Consider the following 12532-nt stretch of genomic DNA (forward strand, 5'->3'; position numbering starts at 1 on the left):
CGAGATGCCGCGCACGGTGGTGAAGCGATGACGTATGTGTTCCTGCTGGCCGCCGCCATGCTGGCAGGGTGGGTCGACGCCGTCATCGGCGGCGGGGGGCTGGTTCTCATCCCGGTGCTGCTGTCCACCACCGGGCTGACCTCCGCGGCGGCGTTGGCGACCAACAAGGTCGCCGCGTTCACGGGAACCGCCTCCGCCGCAGCCACCATGGTGCGCCGTGTGGGCATTCCCCGCCGCACCTGGGTCTATGCGGCGATCGCCTTCGCCCTTTCGGCGTGCGGCGCGCTGGCCGTCTCGCTGGTGTCGGATTCCGTGATGCGCCCGGCGATCATCGTCCTGCTGCTCGCCGTGGGCACGTTTGTGGCGCTGCGCCCCACGTTCGGCGCAGAGGTGGGTGAGGCGACGGTCACGCGCCGCCGCGTCCTGGGCGGCGCCGGTGTTGCCGCGGCCGTGGGGTTCTACGACGGCATCTTCGGCCCCGGCACCGGCATGTTCCTCATCATCGGCCTCACCGCCGTGTTCTCCCAGGCCTTCCTCAAGTCCGCGGCGATGGCGAAGGTGATCAACACCGCCACCAACCTCGGCGCGCTCACGGTGTTCATCGCCGGCGGTTTCGTGCAGTGGAAGCTGGCGCTGGCGCTCGCCGTGGCCAACGTGGTGGGCGCGCAGATCGGCGCCCGCACGGTGCTCAAGGGCGGCTCGAACCTGGTGCGCTGGGCGCTGCTCACCCTCGTGGTTGTGCTCTGCGCGCGCCTGGGGTGGCAGGAGTGGGCAAGTTTGCGCAACTGACCCGTACGCCGGAAGCGAATGTGAAATAGTGGGTCAATGGCACGCGAGACGAAGAGCACCGCTGGTCAGCGACCGAAGCGCCGGCAGGCAACCGAGGAGAAGATCTACCGCTCCGTCTTGGCACTGGCGCGCGAGCGGGGTTTCAACGCCGTCACCATCGACGCGGTCGTCGCGCACTCCGGGGTGGCGAAGACGACCATCTACCGCCGCTACGGCGACCGCAGGGACATGCTTGCCGACGCCCTCTCCAACGTGGTCATCCGCATCCCGCAGCAGTACCCGGCCACCTACGGGGAGTTCGAGTCGTTCCTGGCCCAGTTGCAGGAGCACCTGGAAAACGAGATCGGCATCCGCCTTATCGGCTCGCTGCTGGCCAGCCGGGAGGAGTACGTCAGCGAATGGGCCGACAGGCTGACGGACGAGGTCCTCAGCGGCCTGGAGGTCTACGTGCGCAAGGGCGTGGAGCGCGGCATGTTCTCCGCCGATGTCGACGCCCGCACGATCGTCTCGATGGTGGTGGGCAGCATCCTCGTCCGCTCGGCCTTCGAGTTCGGGGACCCGAAGGCCCACGCCCGGCACCTGGCCGCGCTCGTCTGGCCGATGCTGCGGGCCTGAGGCGGCTCAGCCCAGGCTGAGGGAGCCGTCGGCGAGCCCGGCCACCGCGAACGCCGCGCCCACGACGACGAGGGCGACGACCACCCACTCGAACGCGTTGAACAGCCGCTGCCGGGCGGCGAGACGCGTCCACACGTAGGCGATGAGACCGGGCACCACGGCCAACGCCCCGAGGAGGACGTAGACGGGGTCGGCGGCGTAGATGAGCCACAGGGAGTACACGAGGGCCAGGGCGCCCACGGCGAGGTGGCGGCGGTTCTCCCGGGGCGTAGCAAAGCGGATGCTCCCGCCGCGGGACGCGCGGGCGGCGAGCAGCACGAGGTAGAGGGCGGTGAAGATGTAGGGCAGCAGGTACATGATCGTGGCCAGCTGCACCATCGCGTTGTAGGAGGTCTCGCTGGCGAAGAAGATGATCACGAAGAGCTGGATCACCGCCGTGGAGACCAGCTGGGCGAGCCACGGCGCGCCCGCGCGGTTGGTCGCGGCCAGCCGGCGGGGCAGCAGGCCGTCACCGGCCATCATCACCAGGGGCTCAGCGCACAGCATCTGCCAGGACACGTAGGCACCCAGCACGGACAGGCACAGGCCGAGCGAGATGAACGCCCCGCCCCAGGGTCCGACGACGGCGTCGAGGACCGCGCCCATGGAGTTCTCGGGCAGCGCGGCAAGCTCCTCGCGGGTGAGCACGCCGTAGGAGAGCGTCGACACGGCGACCAGCAGGAAGAGCACCGAGAGGAAGCCGACGACGGTGGCGCGGCCGACGTCGGTGCGCGTCTTCGACTGCTTCGAGTACACGGACGCGCCCTCGATGCCGATGAAGACCCACACCGTGAACAGCATGATGCCCTGCAGCTGCCGGCTCAGCGGGATGCCTGAGCCCTTCCCCCAGAAGTCCAGCGTGAACCGGTCCCAGGAGAAGCCGAGGAAGGCGACCAGAACGATGAAGCTCACGATGGGCACGAGCTTTGCGACGGTGGTGACCAGGTTCATCACCGCGGCCTCCCGAATCCCGCGGGACAGGCCGAAAAAGATCAACCACGTCATGGCGGAAACGGAGACGGCGAGGACCCACCTGTTGTCGAAGGCGGGGACGTAGTGGCCGAGGGTGCGGAAGAAGAGGGTTGCGTAACCGACCTGCGCCATGACTGATCCGAGCCAGTAGCCCAGTCCGCTGGTGAAACCGATGAAGTCGCCCAGGCCCGCCCGGGCGTAGCAGTACACCCCGCTGTCCAGGTGCGGTTCGCGTCGGGCGAGGATCTGGAAGACGAAGGCGATGGACAGCATGCCCACCCCGGCGATGACCCAGCCGATGAGCATCGCGCCGGGGCTCGCCACCGAAGCGATGTTTTGCGGCAGGGCGAAAATGCCGGAGCCGATGGTCGATCCGATGATCAGGGAGACCAGGGTCCACATGGTCACCGTGTGCGTCTGGGGCGCGGTCGTCATGCAGCTAAAGATACGTGGGTGTTCCCCAATTATTAAATGCGGGGGAGCGGGTATTTCAGGCGGAGGCTGTGCCTAAAAATGCGTTCGATGTGCATGATTGCACAACGAGTGCAAGAATGTCCGGCATGGCTAAATTCCTCTACCGGATCGGACGATCCGCTTACCTCCACCGTTGGCGGTTCCTCGCCGTGTGGCTGCTGATTCTCATCGGCACCGGCACCGCGGCCGCCACCATGATGAAACCGACCACCACCAACATGACCATTCCGGGGCTGCAGTCCCTGGAAACGAATGACCGCATCCAGGAAATTTTCGGCGGCGAGGACGTTATGCAGGCGCCCTCCGGCAGTGTGGTCGTGCGCGCGGCCGACGGCAAGACGCTTTCCGACGCCGATGTCAAGGCCGACCTGGACAAACTGATCAAGGACGTGCAGTCCAAGGACTACCTCAAGGGTGCGGACACGATCGTCGACCCGGCGACGGCCGCCGCCGGCATGGAACAGCAGTTCACCGCACAGAAGACCCCGCAGCTCCAGGCGCAGGGTATGACGGAGGAGCAGATCCAGCAGCAGATCGCGAAGGATTTCGCCGACGTTTCCCCGCTCAGCGAAAACGGCCGTACCGGCACCTTCCAGGTCACCTTCGACTCGCCCACCACGCAGGATGTCGCCCCGGCGGATCGGGACGACTTCACCTCCACCGTGGAAAACGACGCCACCGGCAACCTCGAGGTGGCCTACAACGGAAACGTCTTCCAGGCCCAGGAAATCGGCGGCGCGTCCGAGATCATCGGTCTGCTCGTCGCCGCCCTGGTCCTCCTGATCACCTTCGGTTCCCTCATGGCTGCCGGCCTGCCCCTCATCTCCGCCATCGTCGGCGTGGGCACCGGCATGGGCCTCATCTTCGCCGGCACCGCGCTGACGGACACCATCAACTCCATGACCCCGACCCTGGCCACGATGGTCGGCCTGGCCGTGGGCATTGACTACGCCCTGTTCATCGTCTCGCGCTTCCGCAACGAGATCATCGCCCACATCGGGCGGACCGACCTCACTCCGAAGGAGCTGGCCGCCGAGGTGAAGAAGCTCAGTGCCCGCGAACGCGCCCACCTGGCCGGCCTAGCCGTGGGCAAGGCCGGGTCCGCCGTGTGCTTCGCGGGCCTGACCGTCCTCATCGCTCTCGCGGCCCTGTCGATCATCAACATCCCGTTCCTCACCGCCATGGCCCTGGCCGCGGCGCTCACCGTGGCCATTGCCGTCCTCGTGGCCATCACCCTGCTCCCCGCCGTGCTCGGCGCCTTTGGCACCAAGGTGTTCTCCGCACCCATCCCCGGTGTGAAGGCCCCCGACCCGGAAAACGAGCAGCCCACAATGGGCCTGAAGTGGGTCCGCCAGATCCGCGCCCGGCCCCTGGTGTTCCTGCTGGGTGGCGTGCTCGTTCTCGCCCTGCTCGCCCTGCCCGCGCTCCAGATGCGCCTGGCCATGCCCACCGACAGCTCCTCCGCCCTGGGCACGCCGACCCGCACCGCCGCGGAGTGGGTCGACGAGGACTTCGGCCCCGGGCGCAACGCCCCGATGACCGCCCTCGCCGAGGCCGGCGACGGTGCCACGCCGGAGCAGGCGCAGCAGGCCTTCGCCACCGCGGTGAAGGACATCAACGACGTCGACGGCGTGAAGAACGCCCAGATCGTCGGGATGACCGAGGACATGCACGACGCGCAGCTGCTCATCACCCCCGAGTACGGCGCCACCGACGAGCGCACCAGCGACACCCTGCAGGCACTGCGCGACGCCGCACCGGCGTTCGCGGAAGAGACCGGCGCGTCCTACGAGATCACCGGCACCACCCCGATCTACGACGACATCTCCGAACGCCTCTCCAGCGTGCTGGTCCCCTACGTCGCGATCGTCGTGGTGCTCGCGTTCCTTCTGCTCATGGTGGTCTTCCGCTCCATCTGGGTGCCGCTCATCGCCGCGCTGGGCTTCGCGCTGTCGGTCGCAGCCACCTTCGGCGTCACCGTCGGCATCTGGCAGGAGGGCTGGCTGGGCATCAACAAGGACCCGCAGCCGCTGCTGTCCTTCCTGCCCATCATGCTCATCGGCATCGTGTTCGGCCTGGCCATGGACTACCAAGTCTTCTTGGTCACCCGCATGCGCGAGGGCTACGTGCACGGCAAGACCGCCGGCAACGCCGTGTCCAACGGTTTCAAGCACGGTGCCCGCGTGGTCACCGCGGCGGCGCTGATCATGATCTCCGTCTTCGCGGCCTTCATGCTCATGGACGAGCCCTTCATCAAGGTGATGGGTTCCGCCCTGGCCATGGCCGTGTTCCTGGACGCCTTCATCGTCCGCATGACCATCGTGCCCGCCACCCTCTTCCTCCTCGGCGACCGCGCCTGGAAGCTGCCGACGTGGCTGGACAGGATCCTCCCGCGCGTGGATGTCGAGGGCGAGGGGTTGAAGGGCATCGAGGCTCCGGCGCGATGACGGACGGCCCAGGCACCGCGCTCACCCACCGGGAGCGCAAGAAGGAGAACACGCGGCGCTCCCTCGCCCGGGCCGCCGCGGAGCTGCTGCTCACCGAGGGCAACGAGGGGATGACCGTTGCCGCCATCGCCGAGCGCGCCGGGGTCTCGCCGCGGACCTTCCACAATTACTTCCCCCGCCGCGAGGACGCGCTCATCTCCTTCCTCGAGGCCACCGTCGCCGAGCTCGCGGACAAGGTCCGCCGGGCACCGGAGGGGGAGACCCCGCTCGCGACCCTGCGCCGGCTGATCACCGAGCGCGTCGTGCACACGGAGTCGGCGGGGTCGGCGGGAACGGGTGGCGCAACGGAAGCTCCCGACACGCTGCTGAACCTCATGACCATCGGCGGCCACCTGAGCTACGTCACGGGCCCCGAGGACCGGGAGCGCGTCCGGCACATGCTCGACGACCTGCTCGAGGCGCTCTACCGCCGCGGCGGCGGGACCCTCACGCGCCAGGCCACCGCCCTGCTGCTCATTTCCAGCCTCACGGCGGGCGCCATCGCGGTGGAATCCGCCCAGCGGCGCGCGTCCGGGCCGGCTGCGGCGGAGTCGGCGTGCCACCTCTCGCCGTGGGTGCTCCAGGACGGCTCCCCGGAGGCGACGGAGCTTCTCGACGCCCAATTCACCCTCCTGGCCGGGGGCTTCGGCGCCTAGCGGTCACATCCTGTTCTTCGTCCGCGCGGTCGCCACCGCCGCCCACGGGTCCTCGGGCCACGGGTGCTTCGGGTAGCGGCCGCGCATTTCCCTGCGCACTTCCTGGTAGGGCCCGTCCCAGAAGCTGCGCAGGTCGTCGGTCACCGCCAGCTCGCGCCCGGCGGGGGAGAGCAGGTGGAACAGCACCCGCACGCCCGCGGCCTCGGGGGAGGCCGCCAGGCCAAAGCATTCCTGCAGCTTGACGCGCACCACGGGGCGCCCGTTGGCGTAGCTCACCCGCGGGTGCGAGCCGCTCGGCACCGCCAGGCGCTGCGGCGCGAGCTCGTCGAGGCGCGAGGCCTCGGGCCAGGGCAGCTGCCGCATGAACGCCGCGCGCATGTCGAGCCCGCTTATCGACGCCCCCCTGGCCACCTCGGCGACCTCGGGCGAATAGTCCCCTTCCGCGACGTCCGGCCAGGGGTCGCCCAGGGTGTGGTGGAGGAAATCGAGGCGCTCCTTGAGGCCGCGGGCTGCGTCGTCAAGCGTGAATGCGTCGAAGGTGAGCCCGGCAAGCGCCTCCTCCGCCTCGGCGGGGGAGAGGCGCACGGGTGTGGAGGTCAGCTCGATGGCACCGACCGCCGTCACCCTGCGGCCGCGGACCTTCCCGCCCGCCAGCGTGGCCCGCGTGTGCGTGCGCACCCTGTCCTCCGGGAAAGGGATGGGGGCGGCGGAGCGGATGACGGCGCCGCCGCGGGTGAGCTGCACCTCCGAGGCGGCGATCCACTCGGGAGCGCCCATCGGGATGCCAAGGCGGGCACGCGTGCCGCTGGCCAGCAGGTATTCCTCGCCGGTGCGCCTGGCCACCCACTGCGGGTAGGCCACCGCGAGCACCTCACCCGCCGGGACGGGATCGGTCCGCGGCACGAGGCGCGCCAACCGGTCCACCTGGCGCTTCGGGGGGCGGGCGGAGGAGAGGTCACCGCCCATGCCCTCCGCGAGGGCCGCGACGGTGGGGGCGGCGCCGGAGCCGAACCTGACGAGCGCCGCGCCGAGGCGGGGGTCGACCGGCATGCGCGCGAGCCTGCGGCCGAGGTCCGTGATTGCGCCGTCGGAGCCGAGGGCGCCGAGGAGGCGCAGCGCCTCGTGGGCGTCGGCGAGTGCCTGGGCCGGTGGCGGGGTGAGAAGCGGCAGGTCCGGGGAGGCCCAGGCCGCCATCGTGAGGGCCGCGCCCGTGAGGTCCGAGGTGGCGATCTCCGGGGTGATGTCGGGCTGGAAGTGCTGGTAGTCCGCCTGCGAGTAGGCGCGCACGACCTCGCCCGGGCCGAGGCGCCCGGCGCGGCCGGCGCGCTGGTCGGCGCTGGTTTTCGCGGCGGAAACAGTGACCAGCCCCGTCATGCCGCGGGCGGCGTCGCGCCGGGGGACGCGGGACAACCCGGCGTCGACGACGCGGCGCACACCCGGCACCGTGAGGGAGGATTCGGCGATGCTCGTGGCCACGACCGTGTGTGCGTCACCGTTCAGGGCGCGGTCCTGTTCGGAGCTGCTGAGCCGGCCGTGCAGGGGGGCGGCGTCGGGCAGGTGGGAGCAGACGAGCTCCACCTCGCGCACACCGGGAACGAAGACGAGGGTGCGCGCGTCACCTGCACCGGCGAGGTCGGCGACGTGGCGGTAGAACTCGTGCGTGCCCTCCACGCGGCCCGGGTGCGGGTCGTAGGTGACATCCAGCGGGTGGGTGACGGCCTCGGTGCTGAGGATGCGCGCGCCCATCTGCCCGGCGAGGGCGCGCGCGTCGAGCGTGGCGGACATGGCGGCCAGGTAGAGGTCCTCGCGCAGGACCGCGAGTTCCATGCACATGGCCAGGACCAGGTCGGTGTCCAGCTGGCGCTCATGGACCTCGTCGACAACCACCGCGCCCACGCCCCCGAGCTCCGGGTCGGCGAGCAGGCGGTTGAGCAGCACGCCAGGGGTGACAAACTCCACCAGGGTGCCCGGGTGGCGCTCCCCGCGGATGGAGTATCCCACCCTGTCGCCGAGCCGGGAGCCGTCGAGCTGGGCCAGGCGCTGCGCCGCGGCTCGCACCGCCACCCGCCGCGGCGCCGTGACGAGGGTCTTCCCCGCGACGTTCGCGATCGCCGGGGGAAGCAGCGTGGTCTTGCCGGTGCCGGGCGGCGCCTCCACGACAAGCGGTCCCGCCTCCGGGAGGTCGGCGATCACCCGGCTGACGGGCAGGCCGCGGCCGATCTTCTCGAGGTTGAACGCCGGTGTGACCATGGCCAACAGGGTAGCGGGGCGGGTAAGGTGCCGGGGCATGGTGTGGATGGGTGGAGCGGGGCGCGGGGGCGTCGGAAAGCGATGAGGCGGCTGTTCGCGGCGGTGATGCTTCCCGACGCCCCGCGGGAGCACCTGGTCACTGCCCTGCGGCCCCTGCGCGGGCCCGAGCTGCGGTGGACCGATCCGGACAACTGGCACCTCACGCTGGCCTTCTACGGCGACCAGCCCAACGACGCCGCCGCCACGACGGCGCTGGTGGCGCGGGCGGCGGGGCTGCACGGGCCGCTGCGACTGAACCTGAGCGGGGCCGGGTCCTTCAGCAGGCGCACGCTGTGGATCGGGGTCGGCGGCGACACCACGGAACTGCGGGCGCTGATGGGGGACTGTGCCGCGGAGCCGGACGAGCGCCGCCGGGCCCACCTGACGGTTGCGCGGGCGGGCGCGCGGACGCGGGATTCATGGCTGGTCGCCGACCACGCCCGGGCGCTGAGCGTGTACCGGGGCCCGGAATTCGCGGTGGAGGAGGTGCAGTTGGTGGAGTCGCACCTCGGGTCGGGGCGCGGGGGCGGCCCGCGCTACGAGGTGGTGGAGAGCTTCGCGCTGCAGTAGGCGGCGGGTGTTGTGGTAGGTGGCGAGTGCTGCCGCAAACCGGCAAAACTAGATCGGTAAAACTGCAGGTCGCGTTTTGGGCGCGTTTCGTCCACCAGGGCTTTTACCGGTTTGGTTTTACCGGTTTGTGGCGGAGACGGCGGCGACGGCGGAGGCGCACCCCGCCCCGCAGAAAACGCCGCCCAGGGCACCTACCGAACCGCCTCCGCAGAAAATGCCCCGTCCCGCCGCGACGCGAACACCGCGAGCAGCGATGCCGCCAGCACCACCAGCGGCCCGACCCAGCGCCCCTCCGCGAGGAAGTAGGCGGCCACCACGAGCACGGCAATGACGACGGCGAGGATCACGTTCCGGTTCATTCGCTTCAGGGTAGCGTGTGGGCATGCTTTTCGACGCCGCCGAGCTGCCCCGCGCCCCGCAGCGCGTCATGCCCGGCGTGGTGCACTTACCGGGCTTTCTCTCCCCGGACCAGCAGCGCGGGTTGGTGGAGCAGGCGCGCGGGATCACCCGGGACGTGGCCGGGACCCCCGTCGCAATGCGTCGCCCGCAGGTGGGGCGCAACCAGATGAAGGCCCACCTCATGTCCCTCGGCTGGTTCTGGGCCACCAACCCCTACCGCCTGGTCCGGGAAGTCGACGGCACCCCGGTCCCGCCGGTCCCGGAGAATTACCAGGCCGTCGCGGACACGGTCGTGGCGCGCGCGAACGCCCTCGACCCGGCCATCACCCCGATGAAGGTGGAGACCGCCCTGGTGAACTACTACCCGCCAGGCGCCGGCATGGGCGAGCACGTGGACGCCGAGGAGGAGGCCGACAACCCCGTGGTCAGCCTCTCCATCGGCGACGAGACGGTGTTCCGCATCGAGGGGCACAAAGTGGTCCTCATGTCCGGTGACGCGCTGGTCTTCGGGGGTCCCGCGCGCCGGGCCCGCCACGGGGTCACCCCGCCACGTCCCGGCACCGGCCCCGGATACACGGGGTTGAGGGAAGGCAGGATCAACATCACCATGCGGCAGGTCGTCCCCACCTAAACTTGTGCCCATGGACAAGATTGCTGTGGTGACGGGCGGATCGGCGGGCATCGGCGAGGCAGCCGCGCGGGCGCTGGCCGGTGACGGATGGACCGTGTACGTGGCGGCGCGGCGCATCGAGCGCTGCGAGCCCATCGCGCGCGAGATCGGGGGTGTGGCGGTGGAGCTCGATGTGACGGATCAGGAGAGCGTCGACAAGCTTGCCGCACAGCTCGACCGGGTGGACCTGCTGGTGAACAACGCGGGCGGGGCGCGGGGTCTCGACTACCTGCGCGACGCGAGCGAGGAGGACTGGCGCTGGATGTACGAGACCAACGTCTACGGCACCGTGCGCGTCACCCAGGCGCTCTACCCCCAGCTCAGGGCCGCCGAGGGGTTGGTGATCAACATCGGGTCGGTGGCCGGCACCGACGCCTACAGGGGTGGTTCGGGCTACAACGCCGCGAAGTACGGCCTGCGCGGGCTCACGCGCGCCCTGCGGCGCGAGGAGGCGGAGAACCTCATCCGCGTCACGGAGATCGACCCCGGGCGCGTCAAGACAGACTTCTCCCGCAACCGCTTCGCCGGCGACACCGAGCGTGCAGACGCCGTCTACGAGGGCAAGCTCAACCTCAGCGCCGAGGACGTGGCGGAGGCGGTGCGCTGGGTGGCGAGCCTGCCCGCGCACGTCAACATCGACACCCTCAACATCATGCCGACCGACCAGGCGGAGCGCTGACCTTGCGCCGCGGTTAGGCTTGTCCTCCATGGACGTTGGAATCACCGGAGATTCGATCAAGCTGGGTCAGTTCCTCAAGCTGGCCAACCTCGCCGAGACCGGCGGGCAGGCCAAGGAGCTCATCGCCGGCGGAGAGGTGCTGGTCAACGGCGAGGTAGTCACCTCCCGCGGGCACATGCTTGCCGACGCCGACGTGGTCACCGTCGCAGGCACCTCGGCGACCGTCGTCACCGGCGGGGAGGATTCCGACTACTTCGACGAGCGCACCGCCAACGACGACTTCGACCCCGAAAAGTGGAGGAACCTGTAAATGCCGGCTTTCGAGGCGATGGAGGGCATGCCGTACTGGCAGGACCTGGCCACCACGGACACCCAGAAATCCACCTACTTCTACTCCCGCGTCCTCGGCTGGGAGGTTTCCGCAGATGCCTACCGCGTCGCCCGCAAGGACGGCCTGCCGGTGGCCGGTTTCATCCCGCAGCTGGACGACCCCACGATGACCGACGGGTGGGTCACCTACTTCCTCACCCGTGACCCGGTGCGGGACCGCGGAAACGTCGAGAAGCTCGGCGGCACCGTCCTCGCCTCCGCCGAGGTTTCGCTCGGCGAGATGTCGCTCTGCGTCGACCCGGCGGGGGCGGTGTTCGGTCTCATCGCGCCCGCGGGCGAGGACCAGTTCGTCGCCGCCGGTGAGCCCGGCACCCCGGTCTGGCACGAGTACGTCGCCGTGAGCAGGGGCAGGGAGTGCATCGACTTCTACGCCGAGCTGTTCGACTGGGAGGTGCGCGTCGACGACGGGTACTACACGGCGCTTCGCGACGGCGCGCCCTTCCTGGGCATGCGCGACGAGTCGGGCCGCGACGAGCTGGAGGGCATGGCCGGGTTCTGGGAGACCTACCTGGGGGTGGCCGACACCGCCGCCGCGGCGCGGCGAGCCGAGGAGCTGGGCGGGGAGCTCCTGCTCGGCCCGGAGCAGCATCCCTTCGGTCTCCTCGCCGTCATCGCGGACCCGACGGGCGCGACAGTCACCCTCTGCGAGGTGGAGGAGCCCAGCTACGAGGAGTACAACGAGGCTGACTCAATCCTCGACCTCTAGGGTGCCATAATGTGAAGCGTGAAAAAGCTGGTGTCGGCGCTGTGCGCCTGCCTCCTCGTGTCGGCCGCGCCGGCCCAGGCCTACGAGATTGAGCGGTCGTACGAAAACAACCGCACCGCCATTGTGGTGTACCACCCGGACGGGCGCTGGTCCGGCACCTCCGACGCGCTCGAGCCCCGTCCGGCACTCTCCCTGGCCAAGCTCTACCTCGGCTACTACGTGCTCTACCACGGCACGGACGAGGAAAAGGACCTGGTCAAGGATATGATCCGCATGTCCAACAACTCCTACGCCGAAAAGCTCGACGAGGCCCACCCCGAGGCGATCCGGGATATCGCGGCCGAGTTCGGCCTGCCCCACACCGAGCGCAACGGCGCGTGGGGCTGGACCACCACCTCGCCCTACGATGTGGCCAAGTTCCTCGCCTCCATCGTCTGGGACCCGCAGGCCAAGCCGCTTCTCGACGGCATGCGCAGCGTCCCCGACACCGCCGACGACGGCTTCCGCCAGGTCTTCGGCACCGCGAAGCTGGACCACGTGGAGGGCTTCAAGACGGGCTGGTCCAACGACGAGAAGTCCCAGACCGGCAGCGTGGCCTTCGGCGAGATCGGCGACGAGACCTGGGTCGCCGCCGCCCTGACCAATGGCGACGCCTACGACAACACCACCGACACGATCCGCGGCATCCGCCAGATCGACGAGACCAAGCAGCGCTCACCCCTGCTGCGCCCCCTCCGCAACTGGCGGTTTGGGGACGGTTTCCCAGCGCCCTTTAAGAAATTAGGCAGTTAGGTTCAT

The 12532-nt window shown here is 69.8% G+C and carries 13 protein-coding genes; 10 read left to right on the plus strand and 3 right to left on the minus strand.

Going from position 1 to position 12532, the window contains the following annotated elements; translation table 11 throughout:
- Positions 1-27 precede the first annotated feature (27 nt).
- Both B3611_RS07905 and B3611_RS07910 read left to right on the plus strand, forming a co-directional pair.
- Complete coding sequence (locus B3611_RS07905; RefSeq protein WP_291314536.1) at positions 28-789, plus strand: TSUP family transporter; 762 nt, start codon at positions 28-30, stop codon at positions 787-789.
- A 36-nt stretch (positions 790-825) separates the two neighbouring features.
- The gene (locus tag B3611_RS07910) at positions 826-1404 is read left to right on the plus strand and encodes a TetR/AcrR family transcriptional regulator (RefSeq protein ID WP_291314537.1); all 579 of its coding nucleotides are present in this window, start codon (positions 826-828) and stop codon (positions 1402-1404) included.
- 6 nt (positions 1405-1410) lie between these two features.
- Here the strand turns inward: B3611_RS07910 and B3611_RS07915 are convergent, their stop codons facing one another.
- Positions 1411-2850: a basic amino acid/polyamine antiporter gene (locus tag B3611_RS07915; protein ID WP_291314538.1), complete on the minus strand. Its 1440-nt coding sequence runs from the start codon at positions 2848-2850 to the stop codon at positions 1411-1413.
- 125 nt (positions 2851-2975) lie between these two features.
- On the opposite strand from B3611_RS07915, the gene B3611_RS07920 reads away from it, so the two are divergent.
- Both B3611_RS07920 and B3611_RS07925 read left to right on the plus strand, forming a co-directional pair.
- Positions 2976-5336 (plus strand): MMPL family transporter, encoded by a 2361-nt coding sequence (locus tag B3611_RS07920; RefSeq protein ID WP_291314539.1) that lies wholly within the window; start codon positions 2976-2978, stop codon positions 5334-5336.
- A complete protein-coding gene (locus B3611_RS07925; RefSeq protein WP_291314540.1) occupies positions 5333-6031 on the plus strand; it encodes a TetR/AcrR family transcriptional regulator in 699 nt (232 codons plus the stop codon). The genes B3611_RS07920 and B3611_RS07925 overlap by 4 nt, the downstream gene beginning before the upstream one ends.
- Before the next feature lie 3 nt (positions 6032-6034).
- Here the strand turns inward: B3611_RS07925 and B3611_RS07930 are convergent, their stop codons facing one another.
- Complete coding sequence (locus B3611_RS07930) at positions 6035-8281, minus strand: ATP-dependent RNA helicase (RefSeq protein WP_291314541.1); 2247 nt, start codon at positions 8279-8281, stop codon at positions 6035-6037.
- Between the two features lie 81 nt (positions 8282-8362).
- On the opposite strand from B3611_RS07930, the gene thpR reads away from it, so the two are divergent.
- Entirely contained in the window at positions 8363-8890 is a 528-nt protein-coding gene (gene thpR / locus B3611_RS07935) for an RNA 2',3'-cyclic phosphodiesterase (RefSeq protein ID WP_291314542.1), read from the plus strand.
- A 191-nt stretch (positions 8891-9081) separates the two neighbouring features.
- Here thpR and B3611_RS07940 read toward each other — a convergent pair whose 3' ends face one another.
- The gene (locus B3611_RS07940; RefSeq protein ID WP_291314543.1) at positions 9082-9249 is read right to left on the minus strand and encodes a hypothetical protein; all 168 of its coding nucleotides are present in this window, start codon (positions 9247-9249) and stop codon (positions 9082-9084) included.
- Between the two features lie 23 nt (positions 9250-9272).
- Here B3611_RS07940 and B3611_RS07945 point away from each other — a divergent pair, with 23 nt between their 5' ends.
- Genes B3611_RS07945 through B3611_RS07965 form a run of 5 tightly spaced genes read left to right on the plus strand, consistent with a single transcriptional unit; the run spans position 9273 to position 12526 of the window.
- Positions 9273-9920 (plus strand): alpha-ketoglutarate-dependent dioxygenase AlkB, encoded by a 648-nt coding sequence (locus tag B3611_RS07945; protein WP_291314544.1) that lies wholly within the window; start codon positions 9273-9275, stop codon positions 9918-9920.
- Between the two features lie 10 nt (positions 9921-9930).
- A complete protein-coding gene (locus B3611_RS07950; RefSeq protein WP_291314545.1) occupies positions 9931-10638 on the plus strand; it encodes an SDR family oxidoreductase in 708 nt (235 codons plus the stop codon).
- A 28-nt stretch (positions 10639-10666) separates the two neighbouring features.
- Complete coding sequence (locus B3611_RS07955; RefSeq protein WP_291314546.1) at positions 10667-10948, plus strand: RNA-binding S4 domain-containing protein; 282 nt, start codon at positions 10667-10669, stop codon at positions 10946-10948.
- The gene (locus B3611_RS07960) at positions 10949-11734 is read left to right on the plus strand and encodes a VOC family protein (protein WP_291314547.1); all 786 of its coding nucleotides are present in this window, start codon (positions 10949-10951) and stop codon (positions 11732-11734) included.
- 18 nt (positions 11735-11752) lie between these two features.
- Complete coding sequence (locus tag B3611_RS07965) at positions 11753-12526, plus strand: hypothetical protein (RefSeq protein ID WP_291314548.1); 774 nt, start codon at positions 11753-11755, stop codon at positions 12524-12526.
- The last annotated feature ends 6 nt before the right edge of the window (positions 12527-12532 follow it).

This window comes from Corynebacterium sp. UBA2622 (genome assembly GCF_002339505.1).
In the GTDB taxonomy this organism is placed as follows: domain Bacteria; phylum Actinomycetota; class Actinomycetes; order Mycobacteriales; family Mycobacteriaceae; genus Corynebacterium.